Below are 26,784 nucleotides of genomic sequence, written 5' to 3'. Positions count from 1 at the left end.
GCCCCGGGCGCCCGTCGGGCACCCGGGGCGCGGCCGGATCAGGCGACTGTCCCCGTCACGGAGCCTCCGTTCTTCGTCACGCGGTATGTCACGGTCGTTCCGCTCCAGAAGTGGAGGGTGAGCGTGACCTGCGCACCGTCGTTCAGGGCGTTGAGGTAGGCGGGGAGCAGGGTGATGGCGTTGTGCGGGTAGTCGGGGGAGAAGGCGACGTTGAACTCCTGGTACGGCGTCCAGGAGGTGTTGCCGGCGGTGCTGCCGTCGGCGTACCGGGACTCCAGGGTCGCCAGCTGGTCACCGCGGAACTGGGTGGGGATGCTCAGCCCGTCGGTGGTGTTGCCGGTGGCGTCGGCGAGGACCGGCGGGTCGTAACTGGTGACATAAATGTTCCAGGGGACGCCCGCGGAGAACCGGGCCTGGATCGTCGCGTTGGTGCCGTAGGCGCGGTTGCCGGCCAGCCTGGTGAGGGCGGAGGCCGTGAGGGTCAGCTGGTTGCCGGAGACGGTGTAGTCCCGGCCCTGGACGAGCTGGGTGCTGCCCTGCCACAGGCCCCGGAAGGTGGTGCCGTTCGGGTTCAGGGTGAGGGTCTCGGCGGTGATGGCGCCGGTCTTCGCCAGGTAGACCCGGTCCGAGGAGGCGGTTCCCGAGCGGGTGGTCCAGCTGGACCTGATCGCGGCGCCCAGGCCGGGGTCGCTCCACTGGAGCGTCGTGCGGTTGAAGTAGTTCCAGCTGCCGGCGTCCCACAGGGCGGTGGTCGCCCCGGCGGTGCGGGCGCTGTGGCCGAGCATCTCGTAGTACTTGAGGGCCTCGCCCTGCTCCACGCGCGAGGGGTGGTTGCTGTCCGGGTACCCCAACAGGCCGTACTCGCCCAGGTAGGTGGGGATGCCCTGGCTGACGAAGAGGGTGCGGATCCTGGTGAAGGCGTCGGTCATGTCCTGCTGCGAGGTGGCGTCGAACCGGGTGCCGCCCGCGATGTTCACGCTGAACGGGTAGTAGCCGTAGTAGTGGACGGTGGCCGCCAGGTTGGGGTCGTTCATCGACTTGAGCTGCGCGGCCAGGGGGGCCATGCGTTCCTGGGACGGCGTGCAGCCGAGGGTGGGCAGGAACAGCAGGCGGGTCGCGTTGTTGCCGCCGGACTGGCGCACCACGGTGCGGAAGGCGCTGTTCAGTTCGGCGTTGTACTGGATGCCCTGGGCCTCGGTGGTGTTGTTGAACTGCGGCTCGTTGTTGCCCTCGAAGAGCAGTTTCTGCGGGTAGCTGCGGAAGGTGCCGGCGATCTGCGTCCAGGTGGCCTTGAACCGGGCCAGCACGCCGTCATGGTCGGTGGGCATGTCGGCTATCCATTGCCATGAGTCGTGGTGGACGTTGATCACGACGTAGAGGCCGTCGTTGAGGGCCAGGTCGACGGCCTTCTTGACGGACGTCATCCACGCCGCGTCGATCGCGTAGGGAGCCGTGGCGGACTGGTGGTCGGTCCAGGTGACGGGGATGCGCACACTGCGGTATCCCTGCGCCTTGAGGGCGTCGAACAGGGACTTGGTGGGCACGTCGTTGCCCCAGGACGTCACGTCCGGAATGGCGTCGAACGTGTTGCCGAGGTTCCAGCTGGGCTGCATCGCCGCCACGGTGTCCGCCGGGCTCGCCGCCGCTGCCGGCAGCCGTGTCGGGAGCGGGCCCTTGAGGGCGGGGGCGGCGAAGGCCGCGGTGCTGGTCACCCCGATCATGGTGACCAACGCCAGCAGCAGACCCAGCAGTCGACCGAGGCCGCGGCCTCCGGTCAGGTACCGCGTTCTCTGCATGGTTGACCCTTCTCTGTCGGCCGGGCGGGGGGTCCGCCCGTGGGGGGAGGTGCGTCCAGACGGGTGAAGGAAGGCCCTTGAGGCGAGCGGTGCCTGGTCAGGCGCCCTGTGGGGTGTAGTCGAACCAGTCGAAGTGGACCGTGCCGGCGGCGGCGTACATGCCGACGACCCGGCCGGTGAAGCCGCCCGCCACCTCGGTGGAGAGGTAACGGCCGTCCAGGGAGCCGAGTTCGGCGAAGGTGCCGTCCGGCTCCTCGACACCGAAGGTGACGATGTCGGGCCCGGTGCGGGGGCCCAGGTCGGGGGCGGGGGAGAAGCGGACGCCGAGCACCACGGGCCCGGCGGGGACCGGGCGGGAGACCAGGACCGTGCGCAGGGTTCCGGCGCGGGCGAGAACCCTGACCTCGCCCTCGGCGGCCTCGATCTCGTAGTGGTGCTCCTCGTCGAGGCGGACCGCGAGACCACCGCGGCCCTGTCCGGTGTCGACGCGGGTGCGGGCCTCGCACGTCAGGTGCTGCTGGCGGCGGCCGACGAACACGGCGTCCGGCTCGTCCAGGGAGTCCCCGCGGGCACGCAGGGTCAGCCAGCCGGAGCGCTCCTTGGTGGTGCAGTGCTCCGGGGAGCGCTCCCGGGGGGAGATCCACTGCGGCCGCAGTTCGCCGAGCTCGAAGTCGTCCCGCACGGGCTCGACCGGTGCGGTGACCAACGGCCAGGAAGGGGTGGGCAGTTCGGACGGGACCTCGCCGACCACGGGCCAGCCGTCCACCCACTCCACCGGCACCAGGAACGTCTCCCGGCCCAGCACGTGCCAGCCCGGGGTGCCGCCGCGCGGCCGGACCCCGAGGAGCACCATCCACCACGAGCCGTCGGGCGCCTGGACCAGGTCCGCGTGCCCGGTGTTCTGGATCGGGTGCTCGATACCGCGGTGGGTCAGCACCGGGTTGTGCGGGCAGGACTCGAACGGGCCCGAGGGGGAGGGTCCGCGGGCGATCGCGACGCCGTGGCCGCGCTCGGTGCCGCCCTCGGCGATCAGCAGGTACCAGTGGTCACCGATGCGGTACAGGTGCGGGGCCTCGGGGGCCTTCGCGCCGGGGGTGCCCGACCAGATCCGCCGCGGCTCCCCGGACGTCTCTCCCGTGACGGGGTCGATGCGCACCTGTCGGACCCCGGCGATCGTGCACCAGCACGTGCCGTTCTCGTCCCAGGCGAGGTCCGGGTCGATGCCCGGCACCCCCGGCAGCGGGATCGGGTCCGACCAGGGGCCCGCCGCGTCGGTCGCGGTGAAGAGCATGTTGCCGCCACCGCCCACGTTGGTGACGACGAGCCAGAAGCGGCCGTCGTGATGGCGCAGGGTCGGCGCGTAGAGACCGGCCGACGACCGCAGCTCCCGCGGCAGCCGCAACTGGCTCGGCCGGTCGAGGGCGTTGCCGATCTGCCTCCAGTGCACCAGGTCGCGGCTGTGGAAGACGGGGATGCCGGGGAAGTACTCGAAGCTGGAGCAGACCAGGTAGTAGTCGTCGCCCACGCGGCAGACACTGGGGTCGGGGTGGAAACCGGGGATGACGGGATTGCGCAGGGCGGTTCCCTGATGCTCGGACACGGGGTCAAGTCCTGTTCTTCAGCGGGCGGTTGCCGTGTGGGCGAGGCGGAGCAGCACGGCGGACGGGGCCGTGGGCAGAGTGAGCGTGAGGTCGGCGGTGTCGGGGTTCCACAGGGCTTCCGCCGGGCTCGCGGCGGGATACAGCACGTCGACGCGGGCGGTACGGCCGTGCAGGTGCGGCAGGGCGAGCGTGGTGCCGGCCTCCGCTCCGGGGCGGCGCCAGACGCTGACGTAGGTGGTGGCGCGGGTGTGCAGGGCCAGGGCCAGCCATTCGTCGTCCCAGGCCGGAAGGCCGAGTGGCCACGCGGGAACGGCTTGGGCGAGGTCGGCGCGGATGGTCTTGTACGTGGCGACGGCCTCGTGGACCAGGGCACGGGCCTCCGGGCGCAGATCCCCGGGCAGACCGGATAGATGGATACGGCCCAGGAGGGCGTTGACCATGGTGAAGGCCACCTCGTCCGCGGAGTCCTCCGGCACGGGGTAGGCCCAGACGGCACCCTGCTCGGGGGTGACGGCGGTGGGCGCGGCGGCGGCGATGGGGGCGTACAGCCGATGGCTCTGCTGGTCGCTGGTGGACTGCAACTGGAGCCGGGACAGCAGGGCGTAGTCCCAGCGCATGCCGCCGGAGGAGCAGTTCTCCACCACCAGCCGCGGGTGGCGGTCAAGGATGCCGTCGAGCCAGTCGAGCTGGGCCCGGTTGTGTCCCAGCAGCCCTGCGGCCGGGGCCTCGCCGGGGTGGGCGCTGGTGCCGGAGCCGGGGTCGATGTTGTGGTCGAGCTTGAGGTAGCCGACGCCCCACTCGCCGACCAGACGGTCCGCGACCTCGTCCAGGTGGGCGCGAGCGGCCGGGTGGCGCAGATCCAGGTGGTGGCGGCCGGTCTCGGTGACCCGGACGCCGTCGCGGCGGAAGAACGCCTCGTCCGGCAGGGACTTGGCCATGGGGCTGCGGACGCCGATCACCTCCGGCTCCAGCCACAGGCCCGGCACCATGCCGCGTTCCCGGATGCGGTCCAGCACCTCGTGGATGCCGCGCTCGCCGGGGAAGCGTGAGGCGGCGGGCTCCCAGGCGCCCACGCTGTCCCACCAGCCGCCGTTCTCGCCGTCGTACCAGCCGGCGTCGATGACGAAGTACTCCGCCCCCGCGTCGGCTGCCGCGTCGACCAGCGGCAGCAGCTTCTCCGTACTGGGGTCGCCCATCAGGCAGTTCATGTAGTCGTTGAAGACGACGGGGAGTCGTTCGTGGTCCGGGTGGGGGCGGCGGGTCGCGCGGCGGTAGCGGGTGAGCGCGGCGAACGCCTCGTCGGGGCCGCCGTCCTCGCTGAACGCGAGCGCCACCGGCACGGTGGTGAACTCCGCGCCGGGCTCCAGCGGGTGGCGCCAGCCGTGGTGGGTGTCGTTCGGGCCGAACAGGGCCAGGTAGGCCAGAGTGTCGCGTTCGCCGCACTCCCAGTGCCAGCCGCCGCCGTTGTGCTCGATCTGCCACACCCAGGTGCGCCCGAGGCGGCGGTCCGTCAGACCTCCCATGGGCAGCAGGCCACAGCTGGACCACACACCGCGGCCGGTCCGGGTGAACTCGCCCTTGCCGTTGTCGTAGACGACACGGTCCCCGATGACCGGGGAGGTCTGCCGCATCGGACGGCACTGCCAGCGGCATTCGGCGACCCAGTCGTTCTCGGCCCACAGCAGGTCCGCCGCGTTTATCGCTTCCGGGCCGTCGGCGAGCGGACCCACGACGAGGGAGGAGACCGACTCCAGGTGGAGGGTGGTCGCGCCGTCGTTGCGGAGGGTGACCTGGGAGCGCAGCACGGGGATCCCGTCGGGCGAGCGGTAGACGATCTCCGCGGCCAACCCCGTCTCCGGGTCGTGCAGTTCGACGGTGAGCACATGCCAGTCGCCGTCGCGGCCGATGCGATGGTCGCGGTACCGCATCCTGCTGCCGAGGGACGTGTCGATCAGGCGGCCGCCCGACCAGTTGCGGCCGTGACCCGCGGCCGTCACCTCCGCCAGGGGCAGCGGGGCCCAGGTGCGCCGCTCGGGGGGCATGCCGCCGGGCAGGCCGATCCGCGTGAGGCGAGGGACGCCGTCCTCGCCGACGCCGACCTCGACCTCCAGGGCCTGGTGGCCCCATCGCACGGTCCGCGGTGCGCTGGTCATGGATGCCCTTCCGGTCACGGCCCTCGGCGGGTGTCGAAGCGCTTCACTTGGCCGGGAACGTTAATGACATGTTTCTCGCGAAACAAGAGGGGGGAACTCCAAGAAACTTTCTGTTCCCCACGTCATTGACAGCCCCTCGGGCCGGTGGCAGCGTCGAAGCGCTTCAATACTCCGGATCGGCCGACGTGGGTGGCGTGGGTTCTCGGTCCCTCCCCGCCGCCCCCCGGCTCCGTTCCGTGGTCCCGGCGGTCGACGCTCGGGGGCGCTGCGTGCCTGGTGCTCGGTCATTGAACCGGTGGGCGCCGTCTTCGCTGACACCGCGTAGGGGGCGCCAGGGTCGCCAGGGGCGTTACCGGCCGAGCGTGCCGGGCAGGGCGCCGCGATGCCGTGCCGGGCAGGGCACCGCGATGCCGTGCTGGGCAGGGCGCCGCGATGCCGTGCCGGGCAGGGCGCCGCGGTGGACCCGAACGAAATGGTCAGCGCGCTGATTGAGCCTCGTGCGTACGGAGCCCGTCGAGAATGAGCGCGAGCATGTGGGGGGCCCGGTCCACGGGGCTGGACGCGGCGCGCCACAACGCACCGGTCAGCTGGAGGAAGTCCCCAGGTGCGGCGTCCGCCCGGATGCTCCCGTCCTTCTTGCCGGCGTCGAGGAGTTCTGTGATCGCGGCGACGACCGGGCCGTAGCTCTGCTCGTTGATCGCCTGGTGCACGGCCGGGGTGAGCGCGTCGCCGAGGCCGTGCTTGCGCCGCATCGCCTCGACCAGGTCCATCGTCCAGTGCCGGAGGGCTTCCAGCGGAGGCAACTGGGACAGCAGGTCGGGAACGGTGCCGGTGATGCGGGCGACCTCGTCCTGGTTGACGGCCAGGACAAGTGCCTCGCGGGTGGGGAAGTTGCGGTACAGGGTGCCCGCGCCGACTCCGGCGCGCTGGGCGATCTGGTTCATCGAGGTACCGCCGTCCGCGGCGAGTGCTTCGCGTGCGGCGGCGAGGATGCGTGCCCTGTTCTCTCGGGCGTCTGAACGGACCACGGGACCTCACGTTGCTAAGTGGAGAGTTCTCCACTACGTTATGCGGAGAGCTCTCCACATACTTTAAGGAGCGTCATGCATTACATCAAGCTGGGCACGACCGGCCTCGACGTGTCCCCGATAGCCATCGGTGCGATGACCTACGGCGAACCGGACCGCGGGCATCCCGTCTGGTCGAAGGGCGAGGCGGACGCGCGCCCGCTCATCCGGCACGCACTGGAGAAGGGCATCAACTTCTTCGACACCGCGAACATGTACTCCAACGGCTCCAGCGAGGAGATCCTCGGCCGCGCGCTCAAGGACTACGCCGACCGCGATGCCGTCGTGATCGCCACGAAACTGCGCCATCCGATGCGGCTGGGACCCAACGGACGCGGACTCTCCCGCAAGGCGGTCATGACCGAGGTCGACCACTCGCTGCGCCGCCTCGGCACGGACTACATCGACCTCTACCAGATCCACCGCAACGACCACTCCACCCCCTGGGAGGAGACCCTCGAGGCACTCAGCGACCTCGTGAAGGCCGGAAAGGTCCGCTACCTCGGCGCCTCCTCCATGCACGCCTGGGAGTTCGCGAAGGCCCTGAACCTCCAGAAGCAGCACGGCTGGGCGCGGTTCGTGTCGATGCAGGACCACTACAACCTCCTCGCCCGCGAGGAGGAGCGGGAGATGATCCCGCTGTGCCTGGACGAGGGCGTCGGCACGATCGTCTGGTCGCCGCTGGCACGCGGCCGTCTCGCCCGCGCATGGGACGACGCCCGTTCGACGGCGCGCTCCGAGACGGACGGCGCCTACGCGGACCTGCTCTACCCGTCGGCCGAGGAGGCGTCCAACCGCGCCGTCGTCGACGCCGTCGGGAAGGTCGCCGCCGCACACGGCGTCAGCCGCGCGCAGGTCGCACTCGCCTGGCTGCGCCACCAGCCGGTTGTCACCGCGCCCCTGGTGGGCGCCGGTTCCGTCCAGCAGATCGACGAGGCCGTGGCCTCCCTCGACATCGAGCTCACCGACGACGACGTGCGCGCCCTGGAGGCCCCGTACACCCCTCGGTACGACTGGCAGGGCGTCTCCGACGAGGCCGAGTTGGAGGCCATCCGCCGGCGTGTCCCCGGAATGGCCCTCGCATGACCACGATCGTCCGCTCCGGGGCGCCCGCCCGGACCGGAGCCCTGCTCATCCTCCTCGGCCCGCTGGTGTCCTGGGTCGCCGAGTTCATCACCGCGGCCGCATGGCAGGACCCGCCGTACTCGCCCTTGTACAACTGGGTCAGCCACCTCGGCCTGACCGGTCCGCCGCAGACCGCGTTCGGGCAGGTCGCCAACTCCCCCCTCGGTGCCGTCATGGACACCGGCTGGGTGGTCTACGGCATCCTCCTGATCGTCGGCACGTTCCTCGTGTTCAACCCGCGCAAGGGCGCCCGCCCCGTCGTCATCCTGAGCCTCGCCGTCCTCGCCGGTGTCGGAGTCTCGCTCGTCGGCCTCTTCCAGGGCTCCGAAGCCAACGTCGACAGCGGCCGGATCGCCTTTCACACCGTCGGCGCACAGGGCGTCATGCTCGCCGGCAACCTCATGGCGATCGCCGTCGGTACCGGCGGAACCCGCATCGGACTCACCAGGCGCCGCTCGATCGTGAGCACCGCGCTCGGCACCGCAGGACTGGTCGCGTTCCCCCTCTTCATGACCGACGTGTTCACCGGCTGGATGTGGAACATCGGTCTGTTCGAGCGCGCCGTCATCTACCCGATCATGATCGGCCACGCCCTCCTGGGCAGCAGCGTGGCCGCCACCAGGCGCCACCGTGCGACACACCCGATGGCTCGCCTCACCGCACGAGCCGAGAGCTGAAGGAGAGACAGATGACACAGGTACTGGTCACCGGAGGAACCGGATTCATCGGGAGCTGGTGCATCCAGGCCCTGCTGGAGGCCGGGCACACCGTCCGGACCACGGTCCGTGACCTGCGGCGCGAGCCGGCGCTGCGCTCCTGGCTGCACGCGGCCACACCGTTCGACGACGACCGGCTCACCGTGGTGCGCGCCGACCTCGAACAGCCCGAGGGCTGGGATGCCGCCGTCGCCGGCTGCGAGTTCGTCCTGCACGTTGCCTCGCCGACCCTGCGCCACACGCCTGCCAACGACGACGACCTGGTGGTCCCGGCCCGCGAGGGCGTCCTGCGGGTGCTGCGCGCCGCTCGTGACGCCGGGGTCCGCCGGGTCGTCCTGACCAGCGCCTTCGGTGCCATCGGGATCGGGCACCCGCCGCGCTCGACCCCGTTCACCGAGGAGGACTGGACGGACGTCGACAGCGACATCCCGCCCTATCAGCGGTCCAAGACACTCGCCGAACGCGCCGCGTGGCAGTTCATCCAGGACGAGGGCGGTGGTCTGGAACTGGCGGCGGTCCACCCGGTAGGAGTCCTTGGCCCCCTGCTCGGCCTGGACGATCCGCCGTCTCTGCGTCTCGTCCGCAGAATGCTCGAAGGACAGGTCCCCGCGTGCCCGCCCTTCGGGATGGGCTTCGTGGACGTGCGCGACGTCGCGGACCTTCACCTGCGCGCGATGACCGACCCGGCAGCCGCCGGCGAGCGCTTTCTTGCCATCGCCGGGCACAGCCTGCGCGTCATCGACATCGCGCGCATCCTGCACGCCCGCCTCGGTGAGCGCGCCGCGAAGGCCCCGACCCGTGAACTGCCCGTGTGGGCCGCTCGCGCACTGGGCATCGTGAACCCGGAACTGCGCCTGCTCAGGCACCAGCTCGGCCGGGATCTCGACGCCACGAGCTCCAAAGCGGAGAAGCTCCTCGGATGGCGGGCCCGTCCCATCGAGGACACCATCGCAGACACCGCCGAGAGCCTCCTCGCCCACGGCATCGGGACGAAGGCCGCCTCGTAGCCGACCGACGCGACAGGCTTCAGGCGCCGAAGGTGCGGCGGGCTGGTGCCGCGGAGCGACTGGTCCAACTCCTGGAGGCGCCTGGTATCTGGGTATCGCCGTTTCAGTGCAGCCCCGAGCGCCCACGGCGGACCGGACTGAGCGTCCAGTGCGCCTGGTGATCAGCGGATTCTGCGGTTGCGGGCAGGCCGGCACCATGCGTTGACGGTCAGGCTGCTCCACGACTTGACGGCCATCGCCCTGCTGCGGTCCGCCTGCTGACGCCTCGCGACGATCTGCGACGGTTCGGAAGAAGGTGGAGGCGGCCCGGGGTTGCGGGCCGCCTCCACCGTCTAGTCCTGGACCTTGCCGCCCGTCACCCGGGACAGGGCCAGCGCGATCAGGATGATGGCGCCGTTGAGGGCGCCGATCCACTGCGCGGGGACGCCGCCGAGGGTGAGGACGTTCTGGATCAGGAAGAGCAGCAGGATGCCGGTGAACGCGCCGAACATCGTGCCCTTGCCGCCGTTGAGGCTGATGCCGCCGATGACGGCCGCGGCGAACACCGTGAAGATGTAGCCGTTGCCCTGCGCGGACGCCACCGAGGCCAGTCGCCCCGAGAGCATCAGACCGCTGAGCGCGGCCAGCAGGCTCGCGGTGACGATCACGATCCACAGCACCCGGCCGGTGCGGATGCCGGCCGCCTTCGCCGCGTCGACGTTGCCGCCGATGGCGTAGAGGGAACGGCCGAAGCTGGTGAAGCCGAGCACCACGATCCCGACCGCGAACAGGATCAGGCAGACCCAGACCGAGGCGGGCATGCCGAACCACTCCGCGGTGCCGATGTACAGCATCGACGACGGCAGCTGGAAGAAGGTCTGACCGCCGGAGATGCCGGTGAGGATGCCGCGCAGCACGATCAGCATGCCCAGGGTCACGATGAAGCCGTTGAGGCCGAACCGGATGATGAACAGGGCGTTCACCGCCCCGATCAGCAGGCCCACGGCGAGCGTGACCGGCACCGACCACGCGCCCGGGAGCAGGCCCAGGCCGTGCGTGGCGCCCGCCGGGACCGTGAGCCAGGCGGCCACACCGGGCGCGAGGCCGACCGTGGACTCCAGGGACAGGTCCATCTTCTTCACGATCAGCACCAGCGTCTGCGCCAGGACCAGGACCGCGATCTCGGACATGGTCTGGAGGACGTTGATGAGGTTGTCGGCCTGGAGGAAGACCGGGTTGACGATCTGTCCGACGATGGCGATGACGATGATCGCGGGGATCAGGGCGAGGTCGCGCAGCCGGGCGAAGGCGATCCTGCGCCCTCCGGCCGGCCGGGCGGCCGGCTGTTCGTCCTGCGGGGTCTTCGCGGTGGTCGCGGCCGCTGTCTCAGACATCGAGGTCCACTCCTTCCATCGCGGCCACCAGCTCGTGGTCGTGCCAGCCGCTCGGCTTCTCGGCGACCACGCGGCCCTGGAACATCACCAGGACCCGGTCGCACATGCGCAGGTCGTCGAGTTCGTCGGAGGCGATGAGTACGCCCGTGCCGGACTCGGCCGTCTCCTCGACCTTGCCGAGGAGGAACTCCTTGGACCGCACGTCGACTCCTGCGGTCGGGTTGATCAGCACCAGCACCTTGGGGTCGCTGGCCAGGGCGCGGGCCATGACGACCTTCTGCTGGTTGCCACCGGAGAGCCCGGAGACCTCCAGCTCGGGGCCCGGCGTCTTGATCGCCAGGTTCGAGATCATGTCCCTGGCGAGATCGTCGCGACGGCGGCGATCGATGAACCCGGGCGGTCCCAGCCGTTCCGGGATCGTCAGGGTGCCGTTGTCCGCGATGGACATCCCGGGGACATAGCCCTGGTGGTGACGGTCCTGCGGGACGAATCCCACGCCGGCCCGGAGAGCGGCGGGGACGCTGCCCGGCCGGGGCCGGACTCCCGCGATCTCCACCGTGCCGGTGCCCGCGGCGCGCAGGCCCACCACGGTCTCCGCCAGCTCGGTGCGGCCACTGCTCGCCGCGCCCGCCAGACCGACGATCTCGCCGCCGCGGACCACGAACGAGACGTCGTCGTAGGCACCGTCCAGCGACGCGCCGGTGACCGACAGGACCTCCGGGGCCCCCGTCTCCACCCGGCCCCGGCGCCTGCCGGCGCTCTCCGCCGCCGCGTCACCCGTCATGGCCGCGACGAGCTCGGAGCGTGGCAGGTCCGTGACCGGGGCGGTCAGGATGTGCCGGGCGTCGCGGAACACCGTCACGGTGTCGCAGATCTCGTAGATCTCCTGGAGGTGGTGGCTGATGAACAGGAAGGTGACGCCCTGTTCCTGGAGGTCCTTGATCCGGCCGAACAGGCGGTTGATGGCCGCCGCGTCCAGCTGGGCGGTCGGTTCGTCGAGGACGATGAAACGCGCCCCGAAGGAGAGCGCCCGGGCGATCTCGACGAACTGCCGCTGCTCGACGTCCAGTTCACCGGCAGCCGTGCGCACATCCACGTCGACCGACCAGGTCCGCAGCAGGTCCTCGGCCTTGCGGCGGAGGGTGCGCCAGCTGATCAGACCGCCCCGGCCGCGGTCGTGGCGGTTGAGGAAGAGGTTCTCCGCGACCGTCAGCTCGGGGATGATCGTGGACTTCTGGTAGACGCAGGCCACTCGCTGCCGCCAGGCGTCCCGGTCGGCGAGCCGGGGAGCCGGCTCGCCGCCGAAGGTCACCGAGCCCGTGTCGGGTGCCTGGAGGCCGGTGAGGACCGAGACCAGGGTCGACTTTCCCGCGCCGTTGCGTCCCACCAGCGCGTGTGTCTGCCCGGGTGCGATCGTGATCCGTGCGTCGCTGAGCGCGACCGTGGACCCGAACCGCTTCGTAATCCCCGACGCCTCGGCGACGGGCGGAGCAGTAACCATGTCTGCGAATCGCCTTCCGGTCAGCCGAGGTTGTTGCCCCAGAGGGACTTGTCGTCGCTCTTGACGCTGCTGACGCCGCCGTAGGTGCCGCCGTCCGCGGTGACGAGCGGGGCGGACAGCTGGTCCTCGAGGACGCCGTCGCGGACCTGGATGATGGTGCTGTCGTGGTCGGTCTTGCCGGGCTTGAACGTCTTGCCGTCGATCGCCGCCTTCAGGTAGTAGAGGGCGTACTTGGCGTAGAGGTCGGCCGGCTGGGAGACCGTGGCGTCGATCTTCCCGGCGGCGATGTCCTTGAGCTCCTCGGGGATGCCGTCGTTGGAGACGATGAAGACGTGCTTCTTGTCCTTCGGGTCGACCAGCAGACCCTTCTGCTTGAGCACCTGGAGCGTGCCAGCCAGGGCGAAGCTGGACTCCATGTAGACGCCCTTGATGTCCGGGTTGGCCGTGAGGTCGGTCTGGAGCTTCTGCGCGGCGACCGCGCCGTCCCAGTTGGTGGCCTCGCCGAACACCTTGATGCCGGGGTAGTTCTTCTTCATGCAGTCGTTGAACGCCTCGGTGCGGTCACGGCCGTTGATGGAGTCGAGGCCGCCTTCCAGCATGACGACCTTGCCCTTGCCGCCCAGCTTCGTGCCGAGGAACTGGCAGGCCTTCTCGCCGTAGGCGCGGTTGTCGGCCCGCACCACCATGTAGACCTTGCCGGTGTCGGGACGGGTGTCCACGGTGACGACCGGGATCTTCTTCGATGCCAGCTGCGACAGGGTGGGTGCGATGGCCGCCGTGTCCTGCGGGGCCATCGCCACGCCCTTGACGCCCTGGCTGATGAACGTCTGGGCGTTGGCGGTCAGCTTGGCCACGTCGTTCTGCGAGTTGGTCGTCTTCAGGTCCAGGCCCAGCTCCTTGGCGTACTGGGGCGTGTACTTGATGTACGAGTTCCAGAAGTCGGTGTCGGAGCGGGGGTAGTCGACGCCCACCACGGGCTTGCCGCCGGAGCCTGCCGAGGTGCTGGAGCTCTGGCAGGCCGTGAGGGCGGAGACCGTGAGGACGGCGAGCGCGCCGAAGCAGGCGTACCGGGTGTGTCTGAGCGTCATTGCTCTTCTCCTTGGTGCAGGAAAACCGGAAAACGGACGGGACGAAAGAGGCGGAAGGGGCGGGGGGATGTGGGCGCGGAGGGGGCGGAGGTGTCCGGGTCCGACTGCTGTCAGGCCCGCGGGCGGATGCGCAGTCCTTGCATGCCGCCGTCGACGGCGAGATCGGTGCCGGTGGTGGAGGCGGCGAGGGGGCTCGCGAGGTGGGCGACGGCCGCGGCCACCTCTTCGGCGGTGACCAGGCGCCCCATGGGCTGACGGGCCTCGAGGGCGGCGCGTTCGGCCTCCGGGTCGTCGGCGCGCTCCAGCAGCCTGCCGACCCATGGGGTGTCGACCGTGCCGGGGTTGACGCAGTTGACGCGGATGCCGTCGTGCACGAGGTCGGCCGCGCTCGCCCGGGTGAGCGCGAGGACGGCACCCTTGGTCGCGGAGTACAGCGCCCGTTGGGGCAGACCGGCGGTCGCCGCGATCGAGCAGGTGTTGACGACGGCCGCGTGAGCGGAGCGGCGCAGATGGGGCAGCGCGGCGCGGGTCACCCGGACGATCCCGAGGACGTTGACGTCGAAGACGCGGTGCCATTCGTCGTCGCTGTTGTCCTCGATGGTTCCCTGTGCGCCGATCCCGGCGTTGTTGACCAGGATGTCGATGCCGCCGAGCACACGCGCGGCTTCCTCGACGGCCGAGCGCACCTCGGTGTCGTCGGTGACGTCGGCCCGGATGCCGACGAGCGGTTCGGGCACCTGCTTCGGCGTGAGGTCGAGGCAGGCGACCCGGGCTCCCCGGGCGGCGAGCAACTGGGCGGTGGCCAGACCGATACCGGACGCGCCGCCGGTGACGACCGCCGTGAGACCGTGCAGCTCGGATCGGCTCACTCGCTGGTCGCCTCCTGCCAGACGGGCCCGTCCGGGTAACGGTGGGCGGCGACGGACTCGGCGTGGATCTCCGCGCTGATGCCGGGCGCGGTCGGGGCGAGGTAGCGGCCGTCCCGGATGCGGACCGGGTCGGTGAAGTGCTCGTGCAGATGGTCGACGTACTCGATCACGCGGTTCTCGGTGCTGCCGCTGACGGCCACGTAGTCGAACATCGCCAGGTGCTGGACCATCTCGCACAGGCCGACCCCGCCGGCGTGCGGGCAGACCGGGACACCGAACTTGGCGGCCAGCAGCAGGATGGCGACGTTCTCGGTGACGCCGGCGGTGCGGCTGGCGTCCATCTGGAGGATGTCGAGCGCCTCGGCCTGGAGGAGCTGCTTGAACATCACCTGGTTGTGGGTGTGTTCACCGGTGGCGACCTTGATCGGTGCCAGCGCCCTGCGGACGGCGGCGTGGCCGAGGATGTCGTCGGGAGAGGTGGGTTCCTCGATCCAGTACGGGTCGTAGGGGGCGAGCGTACGCATCCAGTCGATGGCCTTCTGGACACCCCAGGCCTGGTTGGCGTCGACGGCGATCCGGATGTCCGGGCCGACCGCCTCCCGGGCCAGTCGCATCCGGCGCACGTCGGCTTCCTGGTCCGCGCCGACCTTGAGCTTGATCTGGGAGAAGCCGTCGGCGACGGCCTCCTTGGACAGCCGCACCAGCTTCTCGTCGTCGTAACCGAGCCAGCCGGGCGTCGTGGTGTAGGCGGGGTATCCGGACGACAGCAGGTGGGCGGTGCGTTCGGCGCGGCCGGGCTCCGCGCGGCGCAGGATCTCCAGCGCCTCCTCGCGGGTCAGCGCGTCCTCCAGGTAGCGGAAGTCGACCAGGTCGACCAGCTGTTCGGGGGACAGCTCCGACAGCAGCCGCCAGACCGGCTTGCCGGTGCGGCGGCCGTACAGGTCCCACACGGCGTTGACGATCGCCGCGGCGGCCATGTGGACGGCGCCCTTCTCCGGTCCCAGCCAGCGCAGTTGACTGTCGCCCGTCAGCCGGCGGGAGAAGGCGCCGAGATCGCCGAGGACCTCTTCCACCGGCAGACCGACGACCAGCGGAGCCAGCGCGCGTACGGCGGCCACCTCCACGTCGTTGCCGCGGCCCACGGTGAAGGCCAGACCGTGGCCCTCGTCCCCGCCGCTCGTACGGATCGTCACATACGCGGCGGAGTAGTCGGGTTCGGGGTTCATGGCGTCGGAGCCGTCGAGGTGGAGTGAGGTCGGGAATCTGACGTCCACCGCTTCGACGGAGCTGATCAGTTCAGTCATGGGGCCCGGCCGTCCCGTCCCGGGGGCCGCGCTGTCCGTGAGAGGTCATGGCAAACCACCTGTTGTCATATGTCATGGGTATGTCCTGCTGCGAGTAGCAGGTCTCGGACATGGGATGGATTTAAGAGGGCGCTGGGACGTGATGTCCATACCCCGCACCGAAGCAATTTGGTCCGTCCCCGAGCAACCTGCAAAGACGGGCACCATTAACCAGCAGGAGAAGCAGGAGCAGTCATCCCATCTCTTCCGTATCCATGGGATGTATTGCTACGGTGCCGCTTGCGCACGCACTCAGAGGGGACGGCGATCCATGTCACTCACCGACAAGGCCATCGACCGCATCAGGGAGCTCATCCAGTCCGGTGAGCTGGCGCCGGGAGCCAAGCTGTCGCCCGAGCCGCAGCTCGCCGCGGAGCTCGGGCTGTCCCGGAACCTGACGCGGGAGGCGGTGAAGGCCCTGGTCGTCTCCCGGGTGCTGGAGATCCGGCGCGGTGACGGCACCTATGTGACCAGCCTCGAACCGGAGCTGCTGCTCAGCGGCATCGGCTCCGCCGTGGAGCTGCTGCACGGCGACACCCTGCTGGAGCTGACGGAGGTGCGCCGGCTGTTCGAGCCGGTCGCCACCGCCCTGGCCGCCACCCGGATCTCGGCCGCCGCCCTCGGCGAGGTGGAGCGCCACCTGGACGCGATGCGCGCCGCCCGCGAGGACGTGGAACTGCTCAACGAGCACGACACGGCCTTCCACCGCACGGTCGTCGCGGCCACCGGGAACGCCACGCTCGCCGCCCTGCTGGAGGGCATCTCCAGCCGCACCGTGCGCGCCCGGATCTGGCGCGGCCTGGTCGACGACAACGCCGCCGCACGCACCGTCGCCGAGCACGAGGCCATCTACCAGGCCCTCGCGGTCGGGGACGCGGCCCTCGCGCAGGCCGCGGCCCTGCTGCACGTCACCACGACGGAGCGGTGGCTGCGGGCGCACTGGGGTGCCGAGGACGGCCGAACCTCGCGTGACCTGGCCGGCGCCGAAGCCTGAGCCGGCCGGCGCCTGCGCCTGAGCCGGCCGTCGGACTCCGCGGTCACCGACTCCGCAGTCTCCGACTTGCGGTCGCCGACCCCCCGGCCCCCCTACCCCGCCCCCCGCTGACGCCGATGCACAAGAGCCCCGGCGCCCCGTCTTCCCCGAACCGATCGCTCGCTCATCCCCATCCAGGAGAACCCGATGAGACTGCTGCGTGTGGGCCCGCCCGGCCTGGAGCGCCCCGCCGTCCTGGACGCCGACGGAGGCGCCCACGACCTGACCCCGGTCACCGACGACATCGACGGCGACTTCCTCGCGGGCGGCGGCATCGACCGCGCCCGGAGAGCCCTCACCGAGGGCCTCCTGCCCCCGATCGAGATTGCCGGGCAGCGGATCGGCGCCCCCGTCGCCCGCCCCGGCAAAGTCGCCTGCGTGGGTCTCAACTACGTCGACCACGCCGCCGAGACCGACACCCCGCCGCCCGCCGAACCGGTGCTGTTCATGAAGGCCGCGAACACCGTGGTCGGCCCCGACGACACCGTGCTGATCCCGCGCACCAGCGTCAAGACGGACTACGAGATCGAACTCGCGATCGTCATCGGCCGCACCGCGCGCTACCTGGACTCGGAGCACGCCGCCGACGAGGTCATCGCCGGCTACGCCATCGCGGACGACGTCTCCGAGCGCGCCTTCCAGCACGAGCGCGGCGGACAGTGGGACAAGGGCAAGTCCTGTGAGACGTTCAACCCGCTCGGCCCCTGGCTGGTCACCCCGGACGAGGTGGGGGACCCGCAGGGTCTCGCCATGCGGCTGTGGGTCAACGGGGAGCTCCGGCAGGACGGCCACACCAAGAACATGATCTTCGGGGCGCGGCACATCGTGTGGTACCTGAGCCAGTTCATGGTGCTGGAGCCCGGTGACGTCATCAACACCGGGACCCCGGCCGGTGTCGCCTTCGGTGCCAACGACTTCTCCTATCTGCGGGAAGGAGACGTCGTCGAGGTGGAGATCGACCGGCTCGGACGGCAGCGACACGTTCTGGGTCAGGCCTGATGACCTCCCTCGACGGGGATCAGCACCCCGGCAGGGACCAGCCCCGTGGCCTCGCCACGGAGCCGCCCCGGTACGCCGAGCGGGTCCCGCTCGGCCGTTCCGGCGTCACCGTCAGCCGCCTCGGTCTGGGCACCTCCCCGCTCGGGGGCCTGTTCTCGGCGGTCGACGACGACCAGGCCGCCGCCACCCTCGACGCGGCCTGGTCCGCCGGTGTCCGGTACTTCGACACCGCCCCGCACTACGGCGCCGGCCTCGCCGAACGCCGACTCGGCCACTTCCTCACCGCGTCCGGCCTCCCGCGCACCGAGTACACGGTCTCCACCAAAGTCGGCCGCCTGCTCGTACCAGGTGACTCCGCCCCGGGGGACGAGGCCTTCGACGTCGACGAGGGGCTCGTGCGCGTCCGTGACTACAGCGCCGACGGCGTCTACCGTTCGCTGGCCGACAGCCTCGAGCGCTCAGGACTCGACGCCTTCGACATCGTCCTCATCCACGACCCCGACGACCACTGGGAGGAAGCGGTCCGCGGCGCGTACCCGGCCCTGGCCCGGCTGCGGTCCGAAGGGGGCGTACGGGCGATCGGCGCCGGGATGAACCAGACGGCGATGCTCACCCGGTTCGTCCGCGAGACCGACCTCGACTGCGTGCTCGTCGCGGGCCGCTACTCGCTGCTCGACCGCACCGCCGCCGAGGAGCTGCTGCCCCTGTGCGCGGAGCGCGAGGTGGGCGTGCTGGTCGGCGGCGTCTTCAACAGCGGCGTCCTCGCCGCCCCCGCACCCGGCGCCACCTTCGACTACGCCCCGGCACCCGAGACCGTGCTGCGCCGCGCCCGGGCCCTGGCCGAGCGGTGCGCCGCCCACGGGGTCCCCCTGGCCGCGGCCGCGCTCCAGTTCCCGTACCGCCACCCGGCGGTCACCTCGGTGGTGCTCGGCGCCCGCACCGCGCGGGAGATCGCCGAGAACGTGGACCACGCCCGCCGGGAGATCCCGCAGAAGCTGTGGGACGAACTCGACGCCCTCGGAACGGAGGGGCGATGAACGGAATCGACGGCCTCGGAACGGAGGCGCGATGACCAGAATCGACGCCCACCACCACGTCTGGCGCCTCAAGGACTCGCCGCGGCACACCCCGGGCCCGAGTCCCCGTCCGCACGACTGGCTCGACACCCCCGACATGGCCCCCGTCCGCCGCGACTTCACCCTGGACGACCTCGTGCCGGAAACCGCGGCCGCCGGCATCGAGCGCACGATCCTCGTCCAGGTGCTGCCCGACGTCGACGAGACCGCCGACTTCCTGGCGTTGGCCGCCTCGTCCGACCTGGTCGCGGGCGTGGTCGGCTGGGTGGACCTCACCGCCGGGGACGTCGCCGACACGCTCGCCGCCCTGCGCGCGGGCCCCGGCGGCGAACTACTGGTCGGCATACGGCACTTGGTGCAGGCCGAGCCGGACACGGCGTGGCTGAACCGACCGGACGTCCGGCGGGGCCTGGCGGCCGTGTCGGACACGGACCTGGTCTACGACCTGCTCACCGTCCCGGACCAGCTGCCCGCCGCCCTCGACACCGTCCGGGCCCTGCCCGGGCTGACCTTCGTCCTGGACCACATCTCCAAGCCGCCCATCGCCTCGGGGGAGCGGGAGCCCTGGGCCGGCCGGATCCGTGAGCTGGCCGCCGAGCCGAACGTGTTCTGCAAGCTGTCCGGCATGGTCACCGAGGCCGACCGGGACAGCTGGACCACGTCCGACCTGCGCCCGTACGCCGATGTCGTGCTGGACGCCTTCGGCCCGTCCAGGGTGATGTTCGGCTCCGACTGGCCGGTGTGCCTGCTCGCCGCCTCCTACCAGGACCTCGTCCGCACCACCGAGGAACTCACCTCCGGGCTGAGCACCCTCGAGCAGGCCGAGGTCTTCGGGGGCACCGCGGCCCGCGCCTATCGACTCCCCCTGGACCGACCGCGTGAGGAAGCCCCGTGAAAGTACGTCTGGCCTACGGTCGGTCGGGACTCGACATCGACGTCGACCCGCGCACGGCGACCGTCGTCGAACCCGTCCACCACGAAGCCGCCCCGGACCAGTCGGCAGTGCTGCGCGCGGCCCTGCGCGACCCGGTCGCCGGACCGCCCCTGCGCGAGCGGGTCCGCCCGGGGCAGACGGTCGCGATCTCGGCCTGCGACGGCACCCGCCCCCAGCCGCGCCACCTGATGATCCCGGCCGTCCTCGACGAACTCGACGGGATCGTGCGCCTGGAGGACGTCGTCATCCTCGTGGCCACCGGCACCCACCGCGGCAACAGCGAGGCCGAGCTGCGCGCGATGTTCGGCGACGAGGTCGTGGACACGGTACGGATCGTCAACCACGACGCCCGCGACGCCGGGCAGCTGACCTGGATGGGCACGTACGGCAAGGACGTGCCGGTGTGGCTGAACCGCGCGTGGGTGGAGGCGGACGTCCGCATCACCACCGGTTTCGTCGAACCGCACTTCTTCGCCGGGTTCTCGGGCGGCCCCAAGCTCGTCGCCCCCGGCCTCGCCGCGCTGGAGACGGTGCTCGTCCTGCACGACGCGGCCCGGATCGGCGACCCGCGTGCCACCTGGGGCGTCATCCACGGCAACCCGGTCCATGACGACGTACGCGCCATCGCCGAGGCCACCGGCGTGACCTTCGCGCTGGACGTGGTGCTCAACCGTGACAAGGACATCGTGGCCGCGTTCGGCGGCGATCTGCTGCCGATGCACGCGGCGGCCACGGCGGCGGCCAAGCGCATGGCGATGCGCCCGGTGCCGGCGCCGTTCGACGTCGTCGTCACCACCAACTCCGGCTTCCCGCTGGACCAGAACCTCTACCAGGCGGTCAAGGGCATGTCCGCCGCCTACCAGGTGGTCCGCCCGGGCGGGACGATCGTCTGCGCCGCCGAGTGCCGTGACGGCTTCCCCGACCACGGCTCCTACCGCGAGGTCCTCGCCTCCGCCGCCTCGCCCCAGGCGCTGTTCGACGACATCAGCGCCCGCACCGAGACCGTGCCCGACCAGTGGCAGGTACAGATCCAGGCCCGCATCCAGTCCGGCAGCCGGGTCGTCATGCACACCGGCTTCCTCAGCGACGCAGACCTGGCCACCGCCCACCTCGAACAGACGCGGGACATCTCGGCCACCGTCGCCGAGGCCCTGGCCGCCGCGGGACCGGGGGCCCGGGTGTGCGTGCTGCCCGAGGGACCGCAGACCATCCCGTACGTCGACGGGGCCCGGTCATGAGCGAGGTGCTGAACCTGGGCTTCGCCCGCGTCGACCTGGACCGCGAGGCCCGCCAGGGACTGCCCGAGGTCGTCTACGGCCCCGGCAAGACTCCCGAGCAGATCGTCGGCATCGTCACCGGGCTGCTGACCCACAACACCGGCCCGGTGCTCGTCACCCGCGTCGCCCCGGAGACCGCCGAGACCGTCCTGGCGTCCGTGGACGGCGGCTCGTACGACGCGGAGGCCCGGCTGCTGCGGTGGCGCCCCGCCGCCACCGGGTCGTTCTCCGTACTCGTGGCCGCCGCCGGGACGTCCGACCGGCCGGTCGCCGCGGAGGCCGTCGCCGTGGCCGCCGCGGTCGGCCTGGACATCAGCGCCGTCCACGACGTCGGCGTGGCGGGACTCGACCGCATCCTCCAGGTCCGGGACCAACTGCGGGCTGCGGACGCGGTGATCGTCGTCGCCGGCATGGAAGGCGCCCTGGCGAGCGTCGTCGGCGGCCTGGTCCGCGCACCGGTCGTCGCGGTCCCCGTGTCCACCGGTTACGGCGCCTCCCTGGAGGGCGTCACCGCGCTGCTCGCCATGCACGCCTCCTGCGCCGCCGGAGTGACCGTGGTCAACATCGACTCCGGCTTCTCGGCCGCGATGGCGGTCCACCGCATCGCCCAGACCCGCGGCGACCGTGGAGGAGACGACCGGTGATCTGCTGGATCAACCCCTTCACGGGCCTGGCCGGTGACATGCTGCTGGCCGCGCTCATCGACGCCGGTGCACCCGTGGACCGTATTCGGGCGGCCGTCGCCGCCACCGGCCTGACCGGCTGGGAACTCACCACCGAGCGCGTCACCGACCACGGCCTGTCCGCCACGCGGGTCCACGTGCACGTCACGGATCCGGTCACCGAGCGGCACGCGGCGGAGGTCGTCGACCTCGCCTCCCGGGCCGCGCCCGAGCCCGTGGCGGCCCTGGCGGTCGCCGCCATCACCGCGGTCGCCGAGGTGGAGGGCCGCCTGCACGGCACCGACCCCGCCCGGGTCCACCTGCACGAACTGGGCGGCCACGACACCCTCGTCGACATCGTCGGCACCGCCGCCGCTCTGCACGCCCTCGGTGTCACCGAGGTCGTCAGCTCGCCGCTGCCGCTCGGCCGGGGACGCATCGACGCGGCCCACGGCGTCCTGCCCTGCCCGGCCCCGGCGACACTCGCGCTGCTCGCCGGGGCCGCGGTCACCGGCACCGACCTGCCGGGGGAGACCGTCACCCCGACCGGTGCCGCCCTGCTGCGCGCCTCGGGCGCCCGGTACGGCCCACCGCCCCCGATGACCCTGGGGCCCACCGGCTACGGCGCGGGCACCCGGCGCCTGCCCGACCGCCCCAACGTCGTCGCCGTCACCCTCGGGGAACCGGCCCGCACCGGTCAGGAGGACGTCGTCGTCCTGGAGACCAACCTCGACGACGTCACCGGCGAGGTGCTCGGCCACACCATCGCCCGGGCCATGGAGGCGGGGGCCCTCGACGCCTGGGCCACTCCCGCCGTGATGAAGAAGGGCCGCCCCGCGCAGGTCCTGCACGTGCTCACCACACCCGAGCACGAGCGGCCGCTCCGGGACCTCGTGCTGGCCGAGACCGGCAGCCTCGGCATCCGCCGCCTCACCGCGACCCGCACCATACTGCCCCGCCGCTTCGAGACCGTGGACGTCGACGGACACCCCGTGCGGATCAAACACGGCCCGCACCGGTCCAAGCCCGAACACGACGACCTGGTCGCGGCAGCGGCCCGACTGGGCCTGCCTCTGCGCGAGGTGGCGGCCCGTGCGCTGAGCGGGCGGGCCCAGGACCACCCGCCGAAGGAGAGGGGAAACCGTGGGTGACGACACGCAGGAACAGCGCCTGCTGGACCGTATGCGGGCCATCGGACCGCTCGCCGTGGCCTACTCCGGGGGCGCGGACTCCGCGCTGGTCCTCGCCGCCGCGGTCCGTGCCCTCGGTCCCGAGCGGGTCGTGGCCGTCACCGCCGTCTCCGAGAGCCTGGCCGCGGAGGAACTCCCCGGAGCCGCACGGCTCGCCGAGAGCCTGGGCGTGGTCCACCTGACCCCGCGCACGGAGGAGCTGTCCCGCCCCGGCTACCGGGCCAACGGCCGCGACCGCTGCTACTTCTGCAAGTCCGAGGTCCTGGACACCATCACCGCCCTCGCCCGCGAGCACGGCCACGACCAGGTCGCCACCGGCACCAACGCGGACGACGCCCGTGACCCGTACCGCCCGGGCATCCGGGCCGGCCGCGAACGCGGCATCCACACCCCGCTGCGCGACACCGGCCTGGACAAGGCGAGCGTACGGCGGCTCAGCCGGGCCTGGTCCCTGCCCACCTGGGACAAGCCGGCGACCCCCTGCCTGGCCAGTCGGATCCGCTACGGCGTCGAGGTCACCCCGTACCGTCTCGCCCGCGTCGACCGCGCGGAGACCGCCGTACGGGCGCTCCTCGCCGACGCCGGACTGACGGTGACGGATCTGCGGGTCCGTGACCTCGGGGACACGGTGCGTCTGGAGATCGACTCCCGGCTGGTGGAGCGGGTCGCGGCGCACCCGGGAATCCCCGGGGCCCTGGCGAGCGCGGGGTACGGCGAACTGCCGCACCATGTGGGGCCGTTCCGGTCGGGAGGGCTCAACGTGGAGCCCCGGGCGGGCGGTTGAGGAGGCTCAGTCCGGCAGCGGCAGCTCCGCCCAGATCGTCTTGCCGGTGGCGGTCTGGCGGCTGCCCCAGCGCTCCGCGAGCTGGGCGACGAGCAGCAGTCCCCGTCCGCCCTCGTCGAAGGTGCGGGCCCGGCGCAGGTGCGGGGCGGTGCTGCTGCCGTCGGAGACCTCGCAGATGAGCGTGTCGCCCCGCAGGAGGCGCAGTTCGATGGGCGCGCTGCCGTAGCGGATGGCGTTGGTGACCAGTTCGCTGACGATCAGTTCGGTGGCGAAACCCAGCTCGTCCAGTCCCCACGCGGTCAGCTGGTCGCTCGCCTCGCGGCGGGCCCCGGCGACCTGCGCGGGGTCGGTGGGCAGCCGCCAGGTGTGCACCCGGTCGGCGTCGAGCGCGGACGTGCGGGCCAGGAGCAGCACGATGTCGTCGGCCGGGGCGGCGGGTATCACCTTGCGGACCACCTGGTCGCAGAGGTCCTCCAGGCCCGAGGGCGGATGGGCCAGCGCGTCCCGCAGCAGGCCGAGCCCCCGGTCGATGTCGCGGTCGGCGGCCTCGATCAGCCCGTCCGTGTAGAGGGCGAGCACGCTGCCCTCGTCGAGTTCGACCTCGACGGCCTCGAACGGCAGACCTCCCACACCCAGGGGCGGGCCCGCGGGCAGGTCGAGGAACCGTACCGTTCCGTCGGGGGCCACCAGGGCCGGCGGCGGGTGTCCCGCCCGGGCCATCCGGCAGGTGCAGGAGACCGGGTCGTAGACGGCGTACAGACAGGTGGCGCCCACCTCTCCCGACGCCCCGCTCGACAGGCCGCGCACCTCGGGGCCCTCCTCCCGGTCCAGCCGGACCACCAGGTCGTCGAGCTGGGTGAGCAGTTCATCGGGGGCGAGGTCGACGTCGGCGAGCGTGCGCACGGCGGTGCGCAGACGGCCCATCGTGGCCGAGGCGTGGATGCCGTGGCCCACCACGTCGCCCACCACGAGGGCCACGCGGCCCCCGGACAGCGGGATGACGTCGAACCAGTCGCCGCCGACCCCGCTCGCGGAACCGGCCGGCAGGTACCGGTAGGCGAGGTCCACCGCCGCGGGCGCGGGCAACCGCTCGGGCAGCAGGCTGCGCTGGAGGGCGAGGGCCGTCCGGCGCTCCTGGGAGTAGCGGCGGGCGTTGTCTATGCTCACGGCCGCCCGCGCGGCCATCTCCTCGGCCAGCAGCAGGTCGTCGTCGCCGAAGGCCTCCGGGGTGCGGTGCCGGACCAGGTACACCAGGCCCAGGGTGACGCCACGGGCGCGCAGCGGCACCAGCAGGACCGAGTGCATCCCGAACCGCCGTACCGCCTCACCGCGCGCCGGGGACTCGGTCAGATACTCGCGCAGCACCGGATCGCTCATGCGGTGCCGGGTGCCCCGGCCGGTGCGCAGTGCCAGGGCCGCGGGGGAGTGCGCGGGCCGGGTGGTGGTCTCTCCCACCGCCACCGCGGCCTCGGGACATCCCGGGAGCACCGAGGCGTGGGCGCAGCGGGACAGGACGACCGGTCCCGTGGGCGACACGGGTTCCGGTTCATCCCCGCGTACGACGGACTCCAGCAGGTCGACGACGACGTAGTCGGCGAAACCCGAGATGGCCACGTCGGCGAGCTCCTCGGCGGTGCGCGTCACGTCGAGGGTGCTGCCGATGCGCGCACTGGCCTCGTTGAGCACCTCCAGGCGGCGCCGGGCCCAGTACTGCTCGGTGGTGTCGATGACCAGCGCCGACAGGCCCTGCACCGAGCCACCCGGCTCCTTGAGCGGGGTGAGATAGACCGACCAGGCGTGGTCCTGGACCTCGCCTGGGGCGCGCCCTGGCTGCTGCTCCCTGTGAAGGGCCTCCCCGGTGCGCAGCACACTGCGCTGGAGGCGGTCCATCTCCCGGTGGCTGGCCTGGATCTCGGTGAGGGTCAGGCCCTTCATCTCGTCGCTGGTCATGCCCATGGCCCGGCTCATCACCTGGTTGCAGGCCACGAAACGGGCTTGACGGTCGTAGACGGCGACGGACAGCGGGAGCTGTGCGAGCGCCCGGTCCCACAGCACCGCGGCATCCGCCTCCTCCGGACCGGAGGCGTACGTCGTCGCCGCGCCTGTGACCAGCCAGAGCGGGCCGGCCTCGCCGGCCGGCAGGGGGGTGCCGGACAGCCGCACGAGGACCCGGTCGCCCTCGCGGTGGCGCAGGACCACGTCGCTCGTCCAGGGTTCGGCGGCGGACAGGCGACGCCCGGCGGAATGGGGCAGGTCCGCGGCAAGGAAGTCGGCGGCCGGACGGCCCACGACCTCGTCGGTGGTGTGTCCGAGCAGCGCCTGGGCGCCCGCGCTGCACGCCATGATCCGCAGCTCGGCATCGATGACGACCGCGAAGTCCTCGGGTACTCCGGTGCCCGCCGCCGCACCGGAGACTTCGGACTGGTTGCCCATGGGACGACCCACTCTCACTCATGCCGTGACTGCGCCCGCCGGTGGCGCGTCACGGGCGGTGGGTCCAGCATCCCGCCCGGACACGCCTGACTCAACCGAAACAACCCTTGAGAGATATGAGTACTACTCATTGAGGACCGCTGGAGCAATGAATTCCGGCTCATGCGGGGGAGTCGACCGTGGCCATCGGCCCATCTGCCTGCCACGTTGCACCCCTTGCTGTGAGACGAGCGGAAAATGTGCCTGTCCCATCTCTTGACTCATGCTCGGTATGACCCTGATAAATGCAACTCATGAGCAACGTGGCTCGGAGAGGAACCCGCACATGAGACCCCTGCGTACAGGCGCCGTACTGGCCAAGGCACTCGCGGCCGGAATCGTCGTCTTGGCGACCCTCGTGCCGGCCCAGTCGGCACAGGCGGCCACCGTCACCTTCTACGTGGACCCCACCGGCGGCAACGACAGCAACTCCGGCACCAGCCCCAGTGCCGCCTTCAAGTCAGTCCAGGCGGCCCAGGCCGCGGTCCGGGCCGTCAATGCGAACATGTCCGACGACATCGTCGTGAACCTGCGCGGCGGCACCTACCCCCTCACCGCCCCGATCACCTTCGGCACCAGTGACTCGGGCACGAACGGCCACACGGTGGTCTATCAGGCCTACAACGGGGAGACGCCCGTCATCACCGGTGGCAAGGCGATCACCGGATGGACCGCGGCGACCAACGGCGAGTACAAGGCGTCCGTGGGCAGCCTGAAC

At 71.5% G+C, this 26,784-nt stretch carries 21 protein-coding genes and 1 pseudogene; 12 read left to right on the top strand and 10 right to left on the bottom strand.

What is annotated here, in order from left to right:
• Positions 1–38: 38 nt before the first annotated feature.
• The 4 genes from IF54_RS0134185 to IF54_RS0134170 all read right to left on the bottom strand — a co-directional run bounded on the left by IF54_RS0134185 (position 39) and on the right by IF54_RS0134170 (position 6,578).
• Positions 39–1,796 carry a cellulase family glycosylhydrolase gene (locus tag IF54_RS0134185; RefSeq protein WP_030325959.1) on the bottom strand — a complete coding sequence of 586 codons (1,758 nt, stop codon included), beginning with the start codon at positions 1,794–1,796 and terminating at the stop codon, positions 39–41.
• Between the two features lie 97 nt (positions 1,797–1,893).
• On the bottom strand, positions 1,894–3,396 hold the full coding sequence (locus IF54_RS0134180) for a glycoside hydrolase family 43 protein (protein ID WP_030325956.1): 1,503 nt from the start codon (positions 3,394–3,396) through the stop codon (positions 1,894–1,896).
• A gap of 18 nt (positions 3,397–3,414) precedes the next feature.
• A complete protein-coding gene (locus IF54_RS0134175; protein WP_030325955.1) occupies positions 3,415–5,550 on the bottom strand; it encodes an alpha-galactosidase in 2,136 nt (711 codons plus the stop codon).
• A gap of 476 nt (positions 5,551–6,026) precedes the next feature.
• A complete protein-coding gene (locus tag IF54_RS0134170) occupies positions 6,027–6,578 on the bottom strand; it encodes a TetR/AcrR family transcriptional regulator (RefSeq protein ID WP_030325954.1) in 552 nt (183 codons plus the stop codon).
• 75 nt (positions 6,579–6,653) lie between these two features.
• Here IF54_RS0134170 and IF54_RS0134165 point away from each other — a divergent pair, with 75 nt between their 5' ends.
• From IF54_RS0134165 to IF54_RS0134155, 3 genes are read left to right on the top strand one after another with little or no spacing between them, the layout of a single operon-like run.
• Positions 6,654–7,703 (top strand): aldo/keto reductase, encoded by a 1,050-nt coding sequence (locus IF54_RS0134165; RefSeq protein ID WP_030325953.1) that lies wholly within the window; start codon positions 6,654–6,656, stop codon positions 7,701–7,703.
• Entirely contained in the window at positions 7,700–8,419 is a 720-nt protein-coding gene (locus IF54_RS41660) for a DUF998 domain-containing protein (protein WP_030325952.1), read from the top strand. Before IF54_RS0134165 ends, IF54_RS41660 begins: the two co-directional genes overlap by 4 nt.
• Positions 8,420–8,430: 11 nt before the next feature.
• Positions 8,431–9,465, top strand: coding sequence for an SDR family oxidoreductase (locus IF54_RS0134155; RefSeq protein ID WP_030325951.1), 1,035 nt, complete (start codon positions 8,431–8,433; stop codon positions 9,463–9,465).
• A gap of 332 nt (positions 9,466–9,797) precedes the next feature.
• Here IF54_RS0134155 and IF54_RS0134150 read toward each other — a convergent pair whose 3' ends face one another.
• From IF54_RS0134150 to IF54_RS0134130, 5 genes are all read right to left on the bottom strand, one after another.
• Positions 9,798–10,838: an ABC transporter permease gene (locus IF54_RS0134150; RefSeq protein ID WP_030325949.1), complete on the bottom strand. Its 1,041-nt coding sequence runs from the start codon at positions 10,836–10,838 to the stop codon at positions 9,798–9,800.
• Entirely contained in the window at positions 10,831–12,339 is a 1,509-nt protein-coding gene (locus IF54_RS0134145; RefSeq protein WP_030325947.1) for a sugar ABC transporter ATP-binding protein, read from the bottom strand. Before IF54_RS0134145 ends, IF54_RS0134150 begins: the two co-directional genes overlap by 8 nt.
• A 20-nt stretch (positions 12,340–12,359) precedes the next feature.
• A complete protein-coding gene (locus IF54_RS0134140; protein ID WP_030325945.1) occupies positions 12,360–13,427 on the bottom strand; it encodes a sugar ABC transporter substrate-binding protein in 1,068 nt (355 codons plus the stop codon).
• 110 nt (positions 13,428–13,537) lie between these two features.
• Positions 13,538–14,296, bottom strand: coding sequence for an SDR family NAD(P)-dependent oxidoreductase (locus IF54_RS0134135; protein ID WP_030325943.1), 759 nt, complete (start codon positions 14,294–14,296; stop codon positions 13,538–13,540).
• Complete coding sequence (locus IF54_RS0134130; RefSeq protein WP_030325941.1) at positions 14,293–15,600, bottom strand: L-fuconate dehydratase; 1,308 nt, start codon at positions 15,598–15,600, stop codon at positions 14,293–14,295. Before IF54_RS0134130 ends, IF54_RS0134135 begins: the two co-directional genes overlap by 4 nt.
• A gap of 310 nt (positions 15,601–15,910) precedes the next feature.
• Here IF54_RS0134130 and IF54_RS0134125 point away from each other — a divergent pair, with 310 nt between their 5' ends.
• From IF54_RS0134125 to larE, 8 genes are all read left to right on the top strand, one after another.
• Positions 15,911–16,633: a FadR/GntR family transcriptional regulator gene (locus tag IF54_RS0134125; RefSeq protein ID WP_030325939.1), complete on the top strand. Its 723-nt coding sequence runs from the start codon at positions 15,911–15,913 to the stop codon at positions 16,631–16,633.
• A gap of 186 nt (positions 16,634–16,819) precedes the next feature.
• On the top strand, positions 16,820–17,671 hold the full coding sequence (locus tag IF54_RS0134120; protein ID WP_030325937.1) for a fumarylacetoacetate hydrolase family protein: 852 nt from the start codon (positions 16,820–16,822) through the stop codon (positions 17,669–17,671).
• Positions 17,671–18,708: an aldo/keto reductase gene (locus IF54_RS0134115; protein WP_078852198.1), complete on the top strand. Its 1,038-nt coding sequence runs from the start codon at positions 17,671–17,673 to the stop codon at positions 18,706–18,708. The genes IF54_RS0134120 and IF54_RS0134115 overlap by 1 nt, the downstream gene beginning before the upstream one ends.
• 31 nt (positions 18,709–18,739) lie before the next feature.
• The gene (locus IF54_RS0134110; protein WP_030325933.1) at positions 18,740–19,642 is read left to right on the top strand and encodes an amidohydrolase family protein; all 903 of its coding nucleotides are present in this window, start codon (positions 18,740–18,742) and stop codon (positions 19,640–19,642) included.
• On the top strand, positions 19,639–20,919 hold the full coding sequence (gene larA, locus IF54_RS0134105) for a nickel-dependent lactate racemase (protein ID WP_030325932.1): 1,281 nt from the start codon (positions 19,639–19,641) through the stop codon (positions 20,917–20,919). Before IF54_RS0134110 ends, larA begins: the two co-directional genes overlap by 4 nt.
• Positions 20,916–21,602: a nickel pincer cofactor biosynthesis protein LarB gene (gene larB, locus IF54_RS0134100; protein ID WP_030325931.1), complete on the top strand. Its 687-nt coding sequence runs from the start codon at positions 20,916–20,918 to the stop codon at positions 21,600–21,602. The genes larA and larB overlap by 4 nt, the downstream gene beginning before the upstream one ends.
• Complete coding sequence (larC, locus tag IF54_RS0134095) at positions 21,599–22,771, top strand: nickel pincer cofactor biosynthesis protein LarC (protein WP_030325930.1); 1,173 nt, start codon at positions 21,599–21,601, stop codon at positions 22,769–22,771. The genes larB and larC overlap by 4 nt, the downstream gene beginning before the upstream one ends.
• Entirely contained in the window at positions 22,764–23,594 is an 831-nt protein-coding gene (gene larE, locus IF54_RS0134090; RefSeq protein ID WP_107047929.1) for an ATP-dependent sacrificial sulfur transferase LarE, read from the top strand. The genes larC and larE overlap by 8 nt, the downstream gene beginning before the upstream one ends.
• Positions 23,595–23,600: 6 nt before the next feature.
• On the opposite strand, the gene IF54_RS0134085 is transcribed toward larE, so the two are convergent.
• Positions 23,601–26,027: a SpoIIE family protein phosphatase gene (locus tag IF54_RS0134085; protein WP_030325924.1), complete on the bottom strand. Its 2,427-nt coding sequence runs from the start codon at positions 26,025–26,027 to the stop codon at positions 23,601–23,603.
• 325 nt (positions 26,028–26,352) lie between these two features.
• Here IF54_RS0134085 and IF54_RS39945 point away from each other — a divergent pair.
• Positions 26,353–26,784 (top strand): annotated as a pseudogene (locus IF54_RS39945) (hypothetical protein); the annotation flags it as partial.

It is taken from the genome of Streptomyces sp. NRRL B-3229, from assembly GCF_000719505.1.
Classification (GTDB): domain Bacteria; phylum Actinomycetota; class Actinomycetes; order Streptomycetales; family Streptomycetaceae; genus Streptomyces; species Streptomyces griseorubiginosus.
This window is presented reverse-complemented; position numbering and strand designations above follow the sequence as displayed.